Here is a 19,009-nt window from a genome sequence, read left to right as displayed (position 1 = left end):
AATGTCTTCGCGGCATGGCCGGCTCCGGCGATGGAGACGGCGGTGATTCGTCGGGCCGGAGGCGCGGACGGCGTCGGCGCAGCTCTGCGGCCGCGGCGAATCCTTTGTCGGTTCCGCCGCGGCGAGACCATCGATTCACGGAGGCGCTCGGCGACGCTTTCGGCGAGGAGGGTGCGCTCCGCGTATCCGCTCGGTGGAGAGGACCATGGCCCGTCGCTGGGGCGAGGAGGATTATCCATGGTCGGAGGATCCCGAGTGGGTCCTGCCTCGCGGGGTGGCGCCTCGAATCCGGTCGCGGCCCCCAGGATCCCGAGTGGTCCTGCTTCGCCGGATGGCACCTCGAATCCGGTCGCGGCCTGCAGGATCCCGAGTGGTCCTGCTTCGCCGGGTGGCGCCTCGAATTGGGTCGGCCTGCGCTCGGCGCGGGCCCCGGCGGAGAGACGGATCCGCGATGCGGAGGGAAAGAGCCTGCTCGGGCAGGCGCTGCGCTCGGCGAGGGTAACAGCGCGGTCGGCTTTAGCGACTCCGGGGGAAAAGGCTTGCTCGTAGGGAGGCGCTGTGCTCGGCGGGGGTGCCCGCGCGGTCGGCTTCTGCGACGCCGGGAGAAGGCTTGCTCGTGCAGGCGCTGCGCTCGGCGCGGGTGCCCGCGCGGTCCGGCTTCTGCGATGCGGGAAAAGGCTTGCTCGTGCGAGGCGCTGCGCTCGACGCGGCTTGGGGTCGCGTTGCGGGGGATGGCCGAGGACGGGGCCGTTAGGGCCGGAGCGAGCGCCGGTCGCGGCGGACGCCGCGGTTCGTGGCGTGACCCGTGATGGGCGTGTCCTTGAGGCCATGCGATTCGCGGCCGATCCGCCCGGGCGTGCGGGGCGGTCGCACGGAGGGCTCTGACGCTCGTCGGCCCGCCGCCTTGCCGCCTCTGCTGCGAGTCGCATTCGCTGCGACGTGTGCGGAGGAATGGACATATGTACATAGTGCGGCGATGGCTCGAGCATTCGCTCGCGCGTCGGTGCGCGGACTCCTCCGTCGGGCCGCCGCGGCCGCGACGCAACGTCAATGATGATATGCACTTGCGCGGCCGCGTGGGGGACGGCGGGCTCGTCGTCGCGGCGGGGCGCGCTATGAACAATCATTCGCGCGGCGGGCGGCGGCGAATTCCGGCGAGCGAGGGCGGCGATTCGCTGTAATCGCCGCGGCCGCCGGATCGGCTCGCAGCCCGCGGAAAACCGCGAATTTGCCGATCTGAGCCGGTTCGGGGCCCGCTATACGGCCGTCGGAGGCGAGCTCGCCGATGCGATTCGCCACAATCCGGCGTTGCGTCGGCTCGGGGCTCACTGAATATTCCAAGCGTCGCGGGGACGACCCGCGGCGCTCCGAGAGAAGACGAAAGGAATCCCCATGTTGCGCAAGATCCTGATGCTCTGCCCCGCCCTCGCGTTCGCGCTGCCGTTCATCGCGGCGACCTCGTCGATGGCGCGCCCGCTCTCGATCCCGGCCCAGCCGGCGGAGTGGTGCTGGGGCGGAGGTGACTGCGGCGACTTCGGCGACGACCTCCTGCTCGCGGTCTGCACCCAGACCCAGATCTTCGTCCAGACCGGGCAGGACGACCGGGCCTACGACTGCGACACACTGACCGGCCCGAGCTGCCTCGCGAGCTGCGACGACGTCGCCGGCGAGGCCCTGCAGACCTGTCGCAGCCAGTGCGACGGCGCGGGCGCGATGTTCTGCGCCCCCAGCGACCTGAAGACCCGCGGGGGCGGCTGGCACGACGACGACGACGACGACGACGACTTCGACCATGGCGGCTTCGACCCGGGTGATTTCGACCCGGAAGAGACGTTGTTCGTCGACACCCAGACGTGCCTCGAGCTCAACCTCAACGAGATCTGACCGAGCTCGCGGTGGATGGAGCCGCTGCGACCGGGGCCGCCGCGCCGGGCGGAGAACGGTCCATCACCTGCGACACACGGAGAAGGGGTCGGGAGCGAAAGGTCGCCCCGGCCGCGGCAGGCCGACCTCTGCATCGATAGAGGTGTGTCCATCGGTCTGCCGTCGAGGAAAAGGTCGTCTCCGCCGCCTGTCTCTCTGGCCGTCTGGGAGGGTGCGTCAGGGAGCAGGCGGCGGAGACGCTCGTTCAGCGCCCCGCCGGGCGAGGCACGCGCCGCCGAGAGTTCGGCGCGTGCCCGATCGAGGAATTGCGGTGTCGGCGGACGGAGCGTGGATCGACGCGAAGCGGCGTACACCGGCCCACCCAGGTCATGACGCGCTGGGCCGGGTGCGCAAGCGAAGAGCGTGGGCGCGGCGATCGGGCCTGCCACGGCGAATGCTGCGAGGCGCCGCGACGGTCTGCGCGGGCGACTCCGGCGCGACCGACGGCGACGAGTGCTCGCGCCGGTTCGCTCGCTCGCCGTCCTCGCGCGACTCGCTGCTCGCTGCGAGAGCGGAGGCATCGCCGGCTCGCCGAGCGGACGGGGACGCATTGCGCCTGCTCGCCGGCTCGTCGGCCCGAGGTGCTTCCAGGCTGCTCGCGGGCCGGTCGCGTCGCGCGTGCTGGCCATAGAAAGGACGACGTGGCGCCTGCTCGCCGGCTCGCCGGAATCCGGGCGTGCTGCTTTGCGGAGGCGGACGAATCGGGGATGATCGCCGGTGAGGCGGTCGCATTGCGCCCGCTCGCCGGCCCGGAGGCGACGCATTGCCTGGCTCGCTCTGAACACAAAGATTTCGCCGGGCAATGATTCATCGCAGGGCCGGTCGCACGCTCGATTCGTCGGTCCGCTGTGCGCGGAGCTGCCGACCGCGGGCCGGTCGCACGCTCGATTCATCGGTCCGCTGCGACGCGGAGCTGCCGGCCGCGGGTCGCTCGTTCGCTGCCGTGCGTCCGCCGGTCTTCCCCCGCGCACACGGTCGTCGGCCGGCGCGCTCGGCAGGATGCCGGGCGACAATGACGATTCTCGGCGCGTGGTGTCATTGCATACTCCCGCGGGACACCCAAGATTGCACACGACGCGCGGCAGGATTGGCCTGTCGTGGCGCCTCACAGGAGAAAGGAACCCTCCCATGTTGCGTAATCTTCTCGTGTTGATCCCTGCGGTCGCGCTCGCATTGCCGGTCGTCGCCGCCGCGAAACCGCTGACCACGCAGGTCGAGGAGTCCTCGTACAAGCCGGGCAAGAAGCCAGGCAAGAAGCCCGGGCAGCCTGGTGGGCAGCCCGGAGCGCAGCCCGGTGGGCAGCCTGGTGGGCAGCCTGGTGGGCAGCCCGGTGAACAGCCCGGTGGACAGCCCGGCACGGGCTCCGGGGACGGATCCACCGATTCCCGCGAGGTCGAGCTCGACTTCTGCGTCACGGCCAAGGGACTGGCCGAGGACCTCGCCTGCGACTTCCAGACCGGCGAGGTCTGCCTGGCCGCGTGTGACTGGGGTGCGGACGATGTGGCCGCGTGTCGCAGCGACTGCACCGACGAGGGCGCGATGTTCTGCGCGACGCGCCACAAGCCGGGCAAGAAGCCGGGCAAAAAGCCGGGCAAGAAGCCCAGCAAGCCCGGTACGCCGCCGACCGAGCCCGGCGGGACGCCGACCGAACCCGGCGGTGGTACGGCCGAACCCGGCGGGACGCCGACCGAACCGGGCGGGACCCAGCCCGATGAGAGTGAGCAGCCGGTGCTGCCCGGGGCCGCCCCGGACGAGGACGACGGGCTGGTCTTCATCGACGTCGCGCGCTGTGCCAGGCTCGGCGTGATCGTCGACGGCTGATCGGAGCCGGCGGACGCGACCGGTCGCTCGGGGCCGTCGCGCCCGCCAATCAATGTTCTTGCTGGTGGTCTTGACATTCCTTCGGCGGGCGCTAATGCATCGCCATGGCGTTATCGACGAACCTCGAGCGCGTTGGCCCGCCGGAGACGTTGACCAGTCTGTTGCGGGCCGAACTGTCGGCGGTCGAGACCTACCGCGGTGCGCTGGAGCGGCTCGATGGTCAGCCAGTGGGCGCACAACTGCGGCAGATCTGCGTCGACCACAGCCGTTCGGTCCAGGTGCTCCGCGGGTTGCTGCTGCGCCACGGCGAGACCGCACCGGCCGCCAGCGCCGGCCGCGAGCCCGACATCGCAGTACGCGGCGACGACGAGCTGGCCGCCACGGTCCACGCGCTCCGCGACGGCGAGGCGCGCCAGGTCGAGGCCTACCGGCGCGCGCTGGCCGACCCGGCGCTGACGCCCGGGGTCAAGGCGATGATCCGCAGCGACCTGCTCCGCCGCAGCGAGGGCCACGTGCCGACGCTCGAGGCGTTGATCGAGACCGGCTGAGCCGCAGCGAGCTGCTCTTTCACAGCGAGGCCACGGGCGCACGCTCGCGGCGTCGAGCGAGGCTGGCTGAGCTGTAGAGTGCTGCTCCGTCCGAGAGGGCCAGTGCCGACGCTCGGGGCGTCGATCGAGGCCGGCTGAGTCGCAGCGACCTGCTCCGGCGCGGGTCATCTGCCGCCCTTCGCGGCCCGAATCGAGGCCGGCTTCTGGGCAGCGGTCTGCTCCGGCGCAGGGGTCACGGTGCCGACACATTCGAGGCGCCCATCGAGCGGCAGATCCGCAGCGACCTGCTCCGGCGCGGAACCACGTGCCGCGGCTCGAGCGGCGAGCGAGGTCGGTTGCAGCGACCTGCTCCGGTGGAGCGAGGGTCGCCGCTCGCGGGCGTCGCGGCCGGCGGACCTCGGCGGCCGGGCTCAGGCGCGGGCGACGAAGCCGCGGCGGAGCGCCTCGAGCTCGTCGACGAGCTCGACCTCGGGGCGCTTGTGCATGACCTCGCCGATCTGGACCATCGCGGACGGGCTGGTGAAGTTGACCTCGGACAGCAGGTCGCCGATGAAGTCGAGGCCGAGCAGGTAGAGGCCGCGCGGCACGAGGTCGGCGGTCACGGCCGCGACCGCTTCGAGCTGGCGCGGGGTCGGGTCGAAGGCGTGGAACGAGGCCCCCTGGTGGAGGTTGGCGAGCCGCGAGCCGGGGCGCGGGAGGCGGGTGACGCTGCCGAGGATCCGCCGGCCGATCGTCAAGATCCGCAGGTCGCCGCGGGTGGTGACGGCGTCCTGATACGGCTGCACGACGGCCTCGCCGTATTGTTGCCACCAGTCCCAAAGGGCAGGTTCGGGGGCGTCGGGGCGGAAGAAGGCGATGCCGATCCCGCTGCACTCGCCGATCGGCTTGACCACGGCCTCGACCGGCTGCATGCGCACCGTCTCGCGCAGCTCGGCGAATTCGCGGCAGTGGGCGGTGGGGATCGCGTACGCGGGGAAGCGCGTCGGCAGCAGGTGCTCGGAGTGCCGCAGGACCTCGGCCGGCTCGTTGAGCTGCAGCAGGCGGCCGTCGAGCGCGGCGAACCGCTCGGCCCAGCCGCGGTAGCGGGCGTCGACCGGCGGGTCCTTGCGGTGGACGAGGACGTCGTAGTCGAGCGCGGCGGCCGGCCGCACCTCGCCGAGGCCGACGTACGGCGGCCGCGTCGGGTCGCTCCACAGCACCTTCTGCACCGGCAGGGCGGTCAGCCACGCGTCTGTCTCGAGAGACATGTCGGTCGTGAACAGGTCGCAGTAGTCGACCTCGACGCCGCGCGCCAGCAGCTCCGCCATGAGCCGCAGGGTGGTGTCGAAGCGCGGCTGGAAGCTGGCGACCGGATCGGCGGTGACGAGGTAGCGCGGCATGAGCGACGGACGATCTTTATCAGAGGACGCGCGGCGCGAGGCGCTGGCGGCGATGGGGGCTCGGTGCGCTATCGCGCGCGGCGGCGAGCGCGCTCGGTGACGTGACGTCGACTAGTGGCGAGTGGCGAGGTCGTCGTGGGTGCTATGAATCGGGGCCTATGATCATAGTAGGGTGATTCGTCGTCACGGGGCGCCGCGGCGGTGGGGGCAGGCCTGGGCGGCCAGCCAGGCGTCGACGGCGGCGACCTGGGACGCCTCGAGCGGGTCGGCGGCGAACAGCTCGCGGGCGGCGCGGGCGAGCTCGCGGGCGCGGTCGGGCTCTTGCTGCGCGGCTCCGAGGGCGCGGGCCAGGGTGAAGCGGGCCATGGCGACCTCGTTCGGGCGGGCCGCGGGGTCGAGCAGCATCATTCGCAGCGCGCGCTCGAGCGGGACCAGGGCCGCGAGCGGGTCGCCGAGCGCGAGCTGGGCGGTGCCGCTACCGAGCAGCGGGAGGGCCAGGAACGGGTGGTCGGGCGGCAGCGAGCGGCCGAGCAGCGCCAGCGCCCGCTGATACAGCGCCTGCGACTCGTGGTGACGGCCCTGGCGGGCCCGCAGCTCGCCCAGGCGCGTCAGGTCCTCGGCGCGCAAGATCTCGTCGTCGCCGCGGTTGCGCTCGGTGTTGGCGATGGCGCGCTGCAGCAGCGGCTCCGCCTCGGCGAGCCGGCCCTGGCGCACGTAGAGCGAGCCCAGGTTGCTGAGCACGGCGGCGAGGTCGGGGTGGTCGGGGCCGAGGCGGCGCTCGCCGATCGACTTGGCGCGCAGGTAGCGGGCGATCGCGGTCTCGTGGTCGCCGCGCTCGGTGGCGACGTTGGCGAGGTTGGTCAGCGCGATCACCAGCTGCGGGTGGTCGTCGCCGTGGACGTGCCCCAGGATCTCGAAGGCGCGGTCGAACCGCTGGGCGGCCTCGTCGACGCGGTGCTCGGCGAGGAGCACGTAGCCGATGTTGTTGAGGGTGCGCGCGACCAGCGGGTGGTGCTCGCCGTAGGCGCGCTGGTAGATCGCCAGGACCTCCTCGTAGAGGGCGTGGGCGGCCTCGTTCTGGGTCAGGCTGACGAGGACGGCGGCGCGGACGTTGAGGGCGGCGGCGTAGCGCGGGTGGCTGGTGCCGACGAGGTCGGCGAGCAGCTCGCGGGCGCGGCCGAGGTGGGCGAGGGCGTCGTCGTGGCGGCCGAGGCGGTAGAGGCAGTGGCCGAGCTCGAGCTCGAGGGAGGCGAGCTCGGCGTGCTCGGGGTCGTCGATGCGCTCGACGAGGGCGATGGCGTCGCCGAGGAGGCGCTCGGCGAGGTCGGCGTGGCCCTCGGCGGTGCGGAGCTTGGCGCGCACCTGCATCAGTCGGACCTCGCGCGCGGGGTCGCTGCCGGTCCGGCGCAGCGCGTCCTCGGCGTGGCGGGCCCACTGGGCGGCGTCGGCGAAGTCGCCGGTGAGGGCGGTGGCGGCCAGGTCGAGACCTGCCTGAAAGACCAGGTCGTCCTGACCGAGCTCGCTGGCCAGGTGAAAGGCCTCGGTCAGGTCGGTCATGGCGCCGCGGAAGTCGGCCTGCTCGCGGCGGACGACGCCGCGGCGGTGCTGGGCCTCGGCCCACAGCGGCGGGTAGTCGAGGCCCTCGGCGGCGCGGGCGGCGGCGCCGGTGGTGCGCTCGCTGCCGGCGACGTCGCCGGCGTCGAGCAACGCCTTGCCGTGGGCCAGCTGCTCGCGCACCGCGGCGACCATCAGCGCGAGGTTGGGCGAGGTCGGCGGCTTGACGCGGGCGTCGAGGTAGCGGTCGTCGTCGCACGGGGCGAGCGGCGGCAGGGCGTCGACGGCGGCGCTGGCCTGCTCGACGGTGGTCGGGCCGGCGCGCGCGAGCACCTCCGACAGCGCGCGCAGCTCGACGAGGCGGCTGTTGAGGCAGGCGTGGCGCTGGTCGAGCCGCTCCGCCGAGGTCTCGCCGCGCACGTGGGTGGCGACGCACGCGGCCTCGGTGCGCCGGACCCACTGGCCGCCGTAGGCGTCGAGGCGGCGCTTGACCGTCGCCCACGTGGCCGGCGCGAACGCGGCCCCGGTGGCCAGCAGCGCCTGCTCGATCTGCTGCTGGCGCGGCGCGTCCCAGATCCCCGCCAGGTTGGCCTCGGCGCCGGTGCAGCGGGCCGCCTGCTGCGCCAGCAGGCGGGTGTAGAGGCCGACGAGGCCGAACAGGGCGAGCGCCACGCCGCCGGCGATCGCCCAGCGCCGGCGCGGGACCGCGGGGTCGCGGCCGAGCGCGTCGAGCAGCGCGCGCATGTCGGGGAAGCGGTCGTCGGCCGAGACCTGCAGGCCGCGGGCGACGACCCGCCGCACCCACGCCGGCACGGGGTTGCGCGGCGGCTCGCGCACGCGGCCGAGCAGGACGTTCTCGCGGATCGTCTCGACCGTGTTGCCGTCGAACGGGCGCGCGCCGTACAGCGCCTCGTAGAGGGCGATGCAGAAGCTGAACTGGTCGGTGCGGGTGGTCAGCGCCATGCGCAGGAACTGCTCGGGGGCCATGTACGCGGGCGTGCCGACCAGCACGCCCGCGCGCGTGAGCGGCGACTCGGTCACGCCGAGGTCGCCGAGCGAGGGGTGCTCCTGGGCCTCGGCGTCCGGCTCCTCGAGGCGCGCGAGGCCGAAGTCGACCACGCGCACGCGGTCGTCCTCGCCGACGAGCACGTTCTCCGGCTTGAAGTCGCGGTGGACGATGCCGTAGGCGTGCGCGGCGGCCAGGCCCTCGCCGGCCTGGCGGAACACGCGGACGACCTGGCGCCACGTCGGAGCCTGGCTCTTGAGCCATGTCCGAAGGGTCTTGCCGGGGACCAGCTCCATGGCGATGAACACGTCGTCGCCGTAGCGGCCGACCTCGTAGACCTGGACCACGTTGGGGTGCGACAGGCGGGCCAGGGTCTGGGCCTCGCGCTGCAGGCGGGCCTGGCCGACGCTGAGGCTGCGGCCCTTGATCCCGCTGCGCAGCAGCTTGATGGCGACGCGGCGGTCGAGCTGCGGGTCGTAGGCGGCGTAGACGATCGCCATGCCGCCCTGGCCCAGCTTGCGCGTGACCAGGTAGCGGCCGATCTGCACCGGCGTGGCGTCGTGGCGGTCGCCGCCGCGGGTCGGCGGCTGCTCGCAGATCGTCAGGTCGTCCCGAACGGGCGGGGTGCCGTCTTCCATCGCCGCTTGCCCACGCACTGTAGGCGATGCGGCGCGGCCAGCCCAGCCCGCGCGCATTGATGGCAGCTGGGGGCGCGGTGCGGCAGTGGGTGTCGACAGTGACTGAATGCGAGGACCGCGTTCAGCTCACTTCGTGGCCCGGCACGAACAGCGAGATCGGCCGCACCTCGTACGAACCGCCGGGGTTGGCCACCGCCAGCTCGCCCGAGATGGCGAGCGCCTCGTCGTGGGTCGCGCAGTCGACGACGTAGAAGCCGAGCAGCTGCTCCTTGGTCTCGGCGAACGGGCCGTCGAGGATGACCGGCGGCTGGGTCTTGCGCAGGGTCTTCGCCGCGCCGGTGGGCCGCAGGCGGACCGCCGGTCCGAGCTTGCCCTCGGCGGTGAGTCGGTCATGCACCACCGCGAGTCGAGCCATGACTGCGTCGTCCTCGGCCTGGGTCCACGAGGTGACGACCTTCTCGTCGTTGTAGCAAAGGATGGCGTAGAGCACGGCGCGAGTATGCCCGCTCCGGCGCACGGGCGCGCGACCGCGCCCGTGCGCGCCCGCGTGTGCGGACGCTCGATCGGCTCAGAAGCGGCCGGAGATCGACAGGCCGCCGAAGGTCGGGCTGACGCGCACGCGCGCGACGTCGGCGTTGGTCAGGCGCTTGACGCCGACGCGATAGATGATTCCGCCGATCGCGGTGACGAGGATGCCGCCGGCGAGGATGCCCCCGCCCACCGCGGTCATGCGATCGGCGTCGAGGATGCCCTGGCGGATCTCGTTGCGATTCGCGGTCAGCGAGGGGCAATCGCCGGTGGTGACGCGGCTGCAATCACCGAGCTGATAGGCGTCCTCGGCCCCGACCAGGTCCTTCTCGAGCTTGTTGCCGCGCAGGGTGAAGCCGAGGGTGACTGCGAAGCCGGCCAGGGTGACGATGCCGCCCGCGATCATCGTGCCGGCACCGGCGGTGCGCATCTTCTTGGCCTGCGCGGTGTCGGTCGGGGTCAGGGCCGGCGGCGGGGGGCTGGCGGGCGGCGGGGCGGCGGTCTCGGGCTCCGGCGGCGGGGCGGGCTCGGTCGGCGGGGCGGGCTCGGTCGGCGGGGCGGCCTCGACGGGCGGCGGCTCGCCGGTGGGGCTCCAGGGGCCCGGATCGGCGCTGGGGGCGGGCTCCGGCGCGGGCGCGGGCGGGGCCGGGCTGGTCACCGGAGCGGGAGCGGGCGAGGTCGGACCGGGGCCGGGCGGGGCGGGCGCGGGCCCGGGGAGGCCGCGGGCGCGGCAGGCGGGGGCGAGGGCGGAGCCGGGCTGGTCGGGGCGGGCGCGGGCGGGGCCTGGGCGAACGCGGGGGCCTGGGCGACCAGCAGGGCGGTCGCGGTGGCGGCGATCTGGAGGCAGCGCATCGTGCTGTGATTCGACGGACGTCGCATGGTGGTCGCTCCGCGTTCGCTATTCGTAGGAGGGGATCGGCTTGGCGAGGACGCACAGGCCGTAATCGACGGCCTCGTCCTCGGGCGTCATGGGGTCGTCGACGACGTCCGGGCTCATCGGATCATTGATGCTGTTGTCGCACTCGACCGCGAAGTCCGGGTTGATGCCGTTGCCGGTGGCGGTGCAGTCCTCGTCGGTGACGCAGTGAACGGCGGGGGAGACGGCGACCACGTGGAATTCGGCGGTGCAGCCGTCCTGGGTGAACTTGAGGTCGGCCTCGAATTGGGTGCCCTGGGCGTCCGGGGTGTTGAGCCAGCGGGCGTCGGTCCATTCGTACGATACGCTGACCGGCGGGGTGGCCTCGACGGTCTCGTCGACGTCGGGCGTCATCGGGTCGTCGGCGATCGCCGGCAGCTCGGGCCGGTCGAACGAGGACACGAGCTCGGGGACGTGACAGAGGTCCTCGCCGTCGGGGAAGCCGCTCTCGAAGTCGCCGACCGCGTTGGGCCAGTGCTCGACGCCCTTCTCGCCGGTGAAGCCGGGCACGTCGACGGGGTACTCCATGGCCTCGGCGACGAGCAGGCCGGCGTACTGCGGGCGGATCGCCGCCGTCGGCTCGTCGAACTTCGCGGTGCCGTTGATGCCGCCGGTCGCGAGTAGGTCTGCATGCCGAGGATGTCGCCCTTCTGCTGGGCGCACGGCGAGTCCTTGTCGCCCTTGGTGAGCTCGTACTTGGCCGCGTAATAAAGATGCGCGGTGGTGCAGTTCATCGTCGGCTGCTTGCAGCTGCTTCCGGCGACGAGGAGGAGCGCGCCGGGGACGAGGGCGCGGAGGAACGGGCGCTTGCTGGGCTGCATCGAAGACCTCATCGCTCAGAAGGACAGGCGGACGCCGAAGCGGAACTGCCGCGGCTGCTGGTAGAGGGTCGGGTTGCCGAAGTTCGGGTTGACCGTGATCGGGGTGCCGTCGGTGGTGGTGGCGTTCGCCAGGTCGCCGATGGTGCCGCCCTTGATCGGGTTGACCTCGTCGAAGGTGTAGCGCTCGTCGGTGGCCAGGATCTGCTGGAAGTTGGCGACGTTGAACACGTCCATCGAGACGGTGAGGCGCAGGTCCTTGCGCAGGATCTTGGTGTAGCCGATGGTCGGATCGATCGAGAAGTTCCACGGCAGCCGCTGGCCGCTGCCGCGCGGGAGGATGAAGGACTCGTCGAAGCCGTAGAGGACGTGCGAGGCCAGGTAATTGGTGGGACCGCCCGAACGGGCCCGGAACGCGCCGCCGAGCCGCAGGAACTGGCCGTTGCCGAGCACGATCTCGCCGGCGGCGAAGATCTTGAAGGAGTGGCGGGTGTCGCCGGGCAAGTAGCCGGACCGGTTCTCGAGCAGCGAGATCAGGTCGAAGTCGGAGGTGGTGTTCGGGTCGAGCTGGCCGGTCTCCGGGCGGAACAGGCCGGCGAGGTTGCCGCGCAGCCACGACAGCGTGTAGCTGCCGGTGACCATCCAGTGCTTGGCGAACCGCTTCTCGATGAACAAGGTCGCGGCGTCGTAGACGCGCTTGGCCTTGGGGAAGTCCTTGGCGATGCCGTAGCCGGGGTTGCCGATGAAGTAGGTGGCCGCCTCGTCGCGGCTCATGTCCTCGATCGCGCGGTGCAGCCAGCGGTGGGTGTACTGCACGCCGAGGCGGGTGTCGGTGATGATCTCGTACTCGCCGCCGGCGACGATCTCGTCGCTGGACTGCGGCTTGAGCCGCGGGTCGATCGGGGTCTTGCCGGCGCTGGCCAGCGCCCACCGCTGGTCGGGGTCGGCGGGGCCGCCGATCAGGAGGCGGTTGGCGTCGGTCGTACACGCGCCGCCGGGCTCGTTGGCGCCGGGGGCCAGGGGGTCGCTGCACGCCCCGGGGCCGACCGCGTTGTGGAACGACTGCAGGCCGGGCTCGCCGGTGCCGGCGCGGTCGGCCAGGTTGAGCGGGACGCTCTGGTAGAAGCGGGCGTAGTTGACGAACAGCTTGGCCTTGCCGCTGTAGGTCGGGTCCCAGATGAGGCCGACGCGCGGCGAGAACTGGTTCGGCAGGGCCATCGCCAGCGTGCGGTCGCCGCTGAACAAGTGCTGGGCGTCGTAGCGCAGGCCCGCGTTCAGCGTGACCTTGTCCATGATCGACCAGCTGTCCTGAATGAAGCCGCCGATCGTGGTCGACATGACGTTCCAGTTCAGGTTGCGGATGACGTTGGCGTCGTCCGGCCCGCTGAGGAACGAGTACATGCGGAAGTCGGCGAAGTTGGTGCCGTTCGTCGACTCGCGGTAGATCTGGTTGCCGCTGTAGCCGCGGTTGCTGTTGTACTGCGTGTACTCGAAGTCGACGCCGAACTTGATGACGTGGTGACCGGCGCCGCGGGCCAGGCGCGTGACGATCTCGCGCGCCTGCAGGCGGTCGAGCCGGCGGTCGTAGAGGAGGCCGGGGCCGCCCGCGGTCCACTGGCGGATCGGGCAGACGACGGAGCGCGTCTGGGCGTCCATCGTCGTCGGGTCCGTGTAGCCGTACATCATCGGGTCGCACGCGCCCGCCGGCGCGCCCGACGGCAGGGGCGTGAGGTCGGTCAGCGAGTGGACCTCGCGGTAACCCGGCATGCCGGGCTCGAGCAGCGAGCCGTCGGCGCCGTAGAAGTTATTGGTCTGGCGATAGATGACGCTCGGCGTGCCGGCCAAGCCGGTGGTGTCGCCGACGCGGGTGCCGTCGACGGCGTTGCGCTGGTTGAGCTGATGGTGCCAGCCGAGGATCGTGTCGAAGTTCCACTTGCCGTCGTCGTCGCGCCAGTTCCACTTGAACTGCAGGTCGGTGGCGTTGTCGCGGTACTTGCGGGCCAGCGCCCCGTAGTCGCCGACGAGGTTCAAGACCTCCGGCTGGCCGGTCTGGGCGTTCATGCCGAAGGTGCCGTTGCCGCCCGACAGGCTCGGGGCGTAGATCGCCAGGATCTCGAGCGTGTTGCGCTTGTTCGGCGAGTAGGTGAGCTTGCCGATCGCCTGGACGGTGGTTCCCTGGGCCTTGAAGCGCTGGGTGGTGCCGGCGATGCGCTCGGTGACGGTGAACTTGGTCTCGGGGTCGATCAGCGCGTTGCCCTGCGGATCGAGGGCGACGCGGTTCCACGAGCTGGTCAGGTCATAGACGGTGCGGGCGATGCTGACGCCGCCGTAGAACCACAGCTTGTCCTTGATGATGCGCCCGCCGAGGTCGAAGCCGGCGTCGCCGATCCAATTGAGGTTGCGCTCGGTGACGATCGCGTCACCCTCGCGGCGGGCGATCTCGCGCCGACCCTCGAGCTGGCCCGGCGTGTAGTAGGCCCAGACGTTGCCATGGAACTGATTGGAGCCGCTCTTGGTGACGGCGTTGATGACACCGCCCGTCGACCGCCCGTGCTCCGGCATGTAACCGCCGGCCTCGATGCGCACCTCTTCGAGGAATTCGACCGAGAGGCCGGTGCCGTTGAGGCCGAAGCCGGGGTCGTTCACCGACAGGCCGTCGACGTAGTACTTGTTCTCCGGCGAGGTGGTGCCGGCGATGCTCGTACCGTATGTGTCGTTGCGGGCGCCCGGGGTCGCCTCGGCGATGGCCTCGAACGAACGATTGGCGGCGCCCTTGCCGGTCGGGATGGCGATCGGCACCCGCTGCGCCATCTCGCGGTCGACCGACAAGCCCGTGGCGCTGCTGCCGACGTCGACCGTCGGCGCCGGCACTGCGACCTCGATGACCTCGCGCGCGCCCGAACGAACCAGCGAGACGTCGACGCGGATCGTGACGCCGGCGCGCAGCTGCAGGCCCGTCCGCTTGTTGCCCGCGCCGTAGTCCTTGGCGAACACGGTCACGTCGTAGGTGCCGGGCGGCAAGTTGGGAATACGGTAGAGGCCGCTGACGTTGGTCGTCATCGTGCGCTCGCCCTGGATCTTCTCGCCCGTGACGATGACGAGCGCCCCCTCGATGCCCTCGCCCGTGCTGGCGTCGCGGACGACGCCGACGAGCACCGCATCGCTCGGCCCGGCCTGGGCCGTCGAAACGACCGCCGCCTGTGCAGCCACGGCACCTAAAATGGTGATCCAAGCACTCCTGCGCATTTTGCCCTCTTGCCCGGGGTTAGCCGCGATTCGGCCGCGAAATTCAAACGTCACCGGCGCGGACCCGATGGGGGCCCGTGACTGCGGTTGACAGTGTTATCGAGAGGCTACGCTTGTACGTACACCCAAGTCGGTGGTCACGCACGCACATAGCCTGCCCGTCCGCTGCATGTCAACACAAACTGTGAAACCCCAGGCGGCCGGCTTTGGGTCCTACAATCGGCGGGATGGGGCTGGGTTACATTGTTGTATTGTGAAGTGGCTAACCAAAATTTCAGCGAGTAATGACGCCTGTCACACGTCCGACAGCACTGCTCAATGTGCAGGCTGATTGCATGTGCAGGGAAATCTCTGTACAGGGATTGTATGTACAGGGGAACCGCGAGCCGCAGGCCCCGGGGCTTCGCGTTCCCGCCGCCGGTGTAGGCCTTCAGGGGACCGGCGAGCTCCGCCGTTCGCCCGCTCGGTGTCACTATCGCGGTCCATCGGACAGCGCCGATGCGAGGCGCGGCAATCCGCCAGCGAGGGCCGGCGCGGGCGAGGGGCAGGCGCGGGGGCGGGTCGGGCCCGGAGCGGTTCGGTTCGAACCGAGGCGCGGGTGAGGCCGCGATCACTGCGCTCGCGTCGCTCGGCTCGGTCGCGGTCCCTGCGGACGCGCGAAGCGGTCTGCGCAGCGACCGCTGCGTGTGGGCGCGGGCGACGTCGGCGGACGAGCTCGGGATGGATCGGCGGCAGGTCGATCGCGTGAGCGCGGACGACGGCGGCGGACGAGCTCGCGGATGGAGCGGCGGCAGGTCGAGGCGGACGACTTCGTGCTGGAGACGCGGGGGCGAGGCGGCGGACGACCTCGTAGTGGATACGGCGGCAGGTCGGTCGGGACGATGGCGGCGGACGAGGGCGATGTCGGCGGGTGACCTTGCGAGCGGATCGCGGCGCGGCTCGAGGGTCGCTCGTGCGAATCGTCGAGGGAATGGAATGATCACACCGCGCTCGTCGGCTCGCTCGACTCCACGGGCGGTCTTGAGGCGCAGCGCGGTCGGGGGTCGTGACTGGCTCGTCGCCGCCGATCGAGGGTGCGCTCGGCGGGCGCTTCCTCGACGCCGCGTCGGTGACGCCTCCCGTGCTGGATCTGCGGCCGCCGCGGCCTGCTGTCGGCGGGGACGAGGTCGAGCGGGACGAACGCGCGCGGCGACAGCGGCCGAGCTCGCGGGGCGACCAGGCGATCGGGGCGCGCTCCGCCTCGCGGGGCCCCGAGCGGCTCGGGCGCTCACAACCGTGAGTTGCGTCGCGCGCGGGGTCGCCGGTGGCCGGGAGCGGGCCCGCTGTGGTACCGTCCGCCGGCGATGAGAGGACAGCGCCTCGTGGGCCGCGCCGGAGCTATGATCATTGTCGGCGCAGGCGCGGGGCGCGAGGTGGTGCGATGAATCGGCGGGACGTGGCCGCGGCGCGGCGGATCGTAATCAAACTCGGGACCGGGGTCGTGACCCATCCGGAGGCCGGCCTGGCGCTCGGGCGGCTGTCGAGCCTGGTCGAGGCGGCGTGCGACCTGCACCGTCAGGGTCGCGAGGTGATCGTGGTCAGCAGCGGCGCGGTCGGCATGGGCCAGCGGGTGCTCGGCCTGCCCCGGCGGCCCGATTCGCTGGGGCTGCGCCAGGCCTGCGCGGCGGTCGGGCAGGGCCACTTGATGGCGCTCTACACCCAGCTGTTCGGCCAGCTCGGGGTCAAGGCGGCCCAGGTGCTGCTCATCCAGGAGGACCTGGCCGACCGCGACCGGGCGCTGTGCGTGCGGACCACGCTGATGCGCCTGCTCGAGCTCGGGGTGGTGCCGATCCTCAACGAGAACGACAGCGTCAGCGTGCGCGAGCTGATCGAGTACCGCCGCAACCAGGGGGCGGCCGGGCCGGGGCTCGAGTTCGGCGACAACGACGGACTGTCGGCCCGCGTGGCGGTGGCGATCGATGCTGACCTTGGTCATCTTGACCGACGTCGACGGGCTCTACACCGCCAACCCGCGCACCGACCCCGAGGCGCGGCGGATCGCCGAGCTCGCCGACGTGAGCGAGGAGGCGCTGGCGCGCACCGCCGGGACGTCGGCCGGCGGCACCGGCGGAATGACGAGCAAGCTCGAGGCGGCGCGCCTGGCCAGCAAGGCCGGCATCGGCGTGCTGATCACGAGCGGGCACCTGCCCGGCGCGCTGGTGGCGGCGCTCGGCGGCGAGGACCGCGGGACCTACGTGCCGCCGGCCCAGCGGCGCTCGGCCCACCGGCGCCAGATCGCCTCGGGCGGGCCGGCGCGCGGCGGCCTCATCGTCAACGAGGGGGCGATCGCGGCGCTGCGCGAGCGCAAGGCCTCGCTGCTGCCGATCGGGCTCGTGCGCGTCGACGGCGAGTTCGCCCGCGGCGAGCTGGTCGAGCTGCGCGACGGCAGCGGGCGCGTGCACGGGCGCGGGCTCGTCAACTACTCGTCCGAGGAGTGCCGCCGGCTGGTCGGCCGCCACAGCAGCGAGATCGCCAGCATCCTCGGGTTCTGCGGCTACGACGCGGTGGTCGGCCGCGACAACCTGGCGCTGTCCGAGGTCTGAGGATGACCGAGAGGACAGGTCGATCGGGGCATGTTCCCCGGGACAGGGTCGATAGGACATGACGCAGGCGACAGGTCGTGAGGGACAGACGGAGGAGCGGGTGCGCGGGCTGGCGCTGGCCGCCCGCGCGGCCGGGCGCCGCTGGCGGCGCTGACCGGGCCGGCCCGCTCGTCACTGCTGCGCGACGTGGCGGCGGCGCTGGCCGACCCGGGCGAGCGCGAGCGCCTGCTGGCCGCCAACGCGCGCGACGTGGCGGCGGCGAAGGCGGCCGCGGCGGCGGGCGAGCTCGACCCGGCGCGGCTCAAGCGGCTCGGGCTCGACGCCGCCAAGCTGGGCAGCGTGGCCGACGGGCTCGCTCAGCTGGCAGACCGGCCGGAGCTGCTCGGCCGGCCTCGCCTGCGCCGCGAGCTCGACGACGGGCTGGTGCTCGAGCAGGTGCCGTGCCCGCTGGGGCTGGTCGGGGTGGTGTTCGAGGCCCGGCCCGACGCGGCGCCGCAGATCGGCGGGCTGTGCCTGAAGAGCGGCAACGCGGCGCTGCTGAAGGGCGGCAGCGAGGCGCGCGAGAGCAACCGGGCGCTGGTCGAATTGATGCAGCGGGCGCTGCAGCGCCACGGGGTCGCGCCGGCGGCGATCACGTTGCTCGAGCAGCGCGAGGACATCACGGCGATGCTGGCGCTCGACGGCGTGCTCGACCTGGTGATCGCCCGCGGCGGGCACGAGTTCGTGCGCCACGTGCAGCGCAGCACCCAGATCGCGGTGATGGGCCACGCCGAGGGCGTGTGCCACCTCTTCTTGCACGCGTCGGCCGAGCCGGCGATGGCGGCGACGATCGCGGCCGACGCCAAGTGCGGCTATCCGGCGGCCTGCAACGCGATCGAGGCGCTGCTGTGGGAAGGCGGGGCCGAGGCGGCGCTCGACGCCTGCGTGGCGGCGCTGCGCGAGCGCGGGGTGGAGCTGCGCGGGTGCGATCGGACCCGGGCGCGTCACCCGAGCTGGCGGCCGCGAGCGAGCAGGATTGGGGCCACGAGTACGGGGCGCTGGTGCTGGCGATCCGGCGCGTCGACGATGAAGCGGACGCGCTCGCCCACATCGACCGATACGGGTCGAAGCACACCGAGGCGATCGTGGCGGCCGACCCGGCCGCAGCCGAGAGTTCCTCGCGGCGGTCGACGCCGCCGACGTGTTCTGGAACGCGAGCACCCGCTTCGCCGACGGCTATCGCTTCGGGCTCGGCGCGGAGGTCGGTATCTCGACCGGTAAACTGCATGCTCGCGGGCCGGTCGGCGCCGAGGGCCTGCTGACCTACCGCTGGCTGCTGCGCGGCCACGGCCAGGTCGCCTCCGATTACGGCCCCGGCAAGCGACGCTTCACGCATCGCGACCTCGAGCCCTGAACCCGACAGCGGCAGCCGAGGCCGCTCGGGCGCGGCGGAACGCGGGTCGCGCGATCGCAAAGTGACCGGCCCGTTCATGCGAGTCGAACGTCGTTCGCTCGCGACGCAGCGGCGCTAACGACGATACGCGGGCGATGCGAGTGGCGCGGCCGACGGGCGCGAGACAAGCTGCCGGCGAAACGAGGTGGGTGCGGAGGTGCGCCGGAGGGCCGGCGCAGCGGTTCGCGTCGCGATCGCGCGCGAGCATCGAGCTGGGACCGGCACGGACGCCGGAGGTGAGGAGGCGGCGGCTCACGCCGGTGAGCCGAGTGGGCGGAGTGATTTTTTCGAGATCCGTTCGGCGATTCGGGACGCCAATGCGACGTTGCCAGAGACGGTGAGGCGCGGCCGACGGTCCAGGCCGGACGTCATGCCAGCATTTGTGGATCGTGCATCCGATGGGTGCGAGCGAAACACAGGTCGCGTCGCGAATGCGGGCAGTGTCGTGCGTGAACATGACATGAAGACGCACCCGAACGAGACCAGGCGAGCGGATGGGGACGTCCATCCGGAGGCGAACTTCGCCGGAGGCGCGGCGCCGCGGCCACGGACGAGCCCGCGGGCGACGGATGGGCGCCCGGCGACCTCGCGGAGGCGCGAGCGATCGAGCGGACCATC

At 72.2% G+C, this 19,009-nt stretch carries 13 protein-coding genes and 1 pseudogene; 7 read left to right on the top strand and 7 right to left on the bottom strand.

Annotated elements, in window-relative coordinates; translation table 11 throughout:
* Positions 1-1,392 precede the first annotated feature (1,392 nt).
* From OV079_RS32690 to OV079_RS32680, 3 genes are all read left to right on the top strand, one after another.
* Positions 1,393-1,884 carry a hypothetical protein gene (locus OV079_RS32690; RefSeq protein ID WP_267773115.1) on the top strand — a complete coding sequence of 164 codons (492 nt, stop codon included), beginning with the start codon at positions 1,393-1,395 and terminating at the stop codon, positions 1,882-1,884.
* Between the two features lie 1,167 nt (positions 1,885-3,051).
* Positions 3,052-3,744 (top strand): hypothetical protein, encoded by a 693-nt coding sequence (locus tag OV079_RS32685; protein ID WP_267773113.1) that lies wholly within the window; start codon positions 3,052-3,054, stop codon positions 3,742-3,744.
* Between the two features lie 104 nt (positions 3,745-3,848).
* Positions 3,849-4,292, top strand: a complete 444-nt coding sequence (locus OV079_RS32680; protein WP_267773112.1) for a ferritin family protein — start codon at positions 3,849-3,851, stop codon at positions 4,290-4,292.
* 410 nt (positions 4,293-4,702) lie between these two features.
* Here OV079_RS32680 and OV079_RS32675 read toward each other — a convergent pair whose 3' ends face one another.
* The 7 genes from OV079_RS32675 to OV079_RS32645 all read right to left on the bottom strand — a co-directional run bounded on the left by OV079_RS32675 (position 4,703) and on the right by OV079_RS32645 (position 14,341).
* Complete coding sequence (locus OV079_RS32675; RefSeq protein WP_267773110.1) at positions 4,703-5,671, bottom strand: ATP-grasp domain-containing protein; 969 nt, start codon at positions 5,669-5,671, stop codon at positions 4,703-4,705.
* A 183-nt stretch (positions 5,672-5,854) separates the two neighbouring features.
* Positions 5,855-8,869 (bottom strand): serine/threonine-protein kinase, encoded by a 3,015-nt coding sequence (locus OV079_RS32670; protein WP_267773109.1) that lies wholly within the window; start codon positions 8,867-8,869, stop codon positions 5,855-5,857.
* A gap of 121 nt (positions 8,870-8,990) precedes the next feature.
* Positions 8,991-9,359, bottom strand: coding sequence for a YciI family protein (locus tag OV079_RS32665; protein WP_267773108.1), 369 nt, complete (start codon positions 9,357-9,359; stop codon positions 8,991-8,993).
* 78 nt (positions 9,360-9,437) lie between these two features.
* Positions 9,438-10,055: a hypothetical protein gene (locus tag OV079_RS32660; protein WP_267773107.1), complete on the bottom strand. Its 618-nt coding sequence runs from the start codon at positions 10,053-10,055 to the stop codon at positions 9,438-9,440.
* Positions 10,052-10,276 carry a hypothetical protein gene (locus OV079_RS32655; protein WP_267773104.1) on the bottom strand — a complete coding sequence of 75 codons (225 nt, stop codon included), beginning with the start codon at positions 10,274-10,276 and terminating at the stop codon, positions 10,052-10,054. The genes OV079_RS32660 and OV079_RS32655 overlap by 4 nt, the downstream gene beginning before the upstream one ends.
* A 19-nt stretch (positions 10,277-10,295) precedes the next feature.
* Entirely contained in the window at positions 10,296-10,976 is a 681-nt protein-coding gene (locus OV079_RS32650) for a hypothetical protein (protein WP_267773102.1), read from the bottom strand.
* 173 nt (positions 10,977-11,149) lie between these two features.
* A complete protein-coding gene (locus OV079_RS32645) occupies positions 11,150-14,341 on the bottom strand; it encodes a TonB-dependent receptor (RefSeq protein ID WP_267773101.1) in 3,192 nt (1,063 codons plus the stop codon).
* 1,456 nt (positions 14,342-15,797) lie between these two features.
* On the opposite strand from OV079_RS32645, the pseudogene proB reads away from it, so the two are divergent.
* From proB to OV079_RS32625, 4 genes and pseudogenes are all read left to right on the top strand, one after another.
* Positions 15,798-16,494: pseudogene (gene proB, locus OV079_RS58970) on the top strand (glutamate 5-kinase); the annotation flags it as partial.
* Entirely contained in the window at positions 16,489-16,959 is a 471-nt protein-coding gene (locus OV079_RS32635) for a PUA domain-containing protein (protein WP_267778700.1), read from the top strand. The pseudogene proB and the gene OV079_RS32635, both read left to right, overlap by 6 nt.
* 186 nt (positions 16,960-17,145) lie before the next feature.
* Positions 17,146-18,219: an aldehyde dehydrogenase family protein gene (locus tag OV079_RS32630; RefSeq protein ID WP_267773100.1), complete on the top strand. Its 1,074-nt coding sequence runs from the start codon at positions 17,146-17,148 to the stop codon at positions 18,217-18,219.
* Positions 18,140-18,352: a hypothetical protein gene (locus OV079_RS32625; protein ID WP_267773099.1), complete on the top strand. Its 213-nt coding sequence runs from the start codon at positions 18,140-18,142 to the stop codon at positions 18,350-18,352. The genes OV079_RS32630 and OV079_RS32625 overlap by 80 nt, the downstream gene beginning before the upstream one ends.
* The last annotated feature ends 657 nt before the right edge of the window (positions 18,353-19,009 follow it).

Origin of the sequence: Nannocystis pusilla, from assembly GCF_026626665.1 — a bacterium.
Lineage (GTDB): Bacteria > Myxococcota_A > Polyangia > Nannocystales > Nannocystaceae > Nannocystis > Nannocystis pusilla.
Note: the sequence above shows the minus strand (reverse complement) of the source record. Positions and strands in the feature narration are given on the sequence as shown.

Bases quoted from the DNA above. Each gene is read 5' to 3' on its own strand.
- OV079_RS32690 (WP_267773115.1), top strand. From the start codon at position 1,393: ATGTTGCGCAAGATCCTGATGCTCTGCCCCGCCCTCGCGTTCGCGCTG.
- OV079_RS32680 (WP_267773112.1), top strand. From the start codon at position 3,849: ATGGCGTTATCGACGAACCTCGAGCGCGTTGGCCCGCCGGAGACGTTG.
- OV079_RS32635 (WP_267778700.1), top strand. From the start codon at position 16,489: ATGACGAGCAAGCTCGAGGCGGCGCGCCTGGCCAGCAAGGCCGGCATC.
- OV079_RS32685 (WP_267773113.1), top strand. From the start codon at position 3,052: ATGTTGCGTAATCTTCTCGTGTTGATCCCTGCGGTCGCGCTCGCATTG.
- OV079_RS32675 (WP_267773110.1), bottom strand. From the start codon at position 5,671: ATGCCGCGCTACCTCGTCACCGCCGATCCGGTCGCCAGCTTCCAGCCG.
- OV079_RS32670 (WP_267773109.1), bottom strand. From the start codon at position 8,869: ATGGAAGACGGCACCCCGCCCGTTCGGGACGACCTGACGATCTGCGAG.
- OV079_RS32655 (WP_267773104.1), bottom strand. From the start codon at position 10,276: ATGCGACGTCCGTCGAATCACAGCACGATGCGCTGCCTCCAGATCGCC.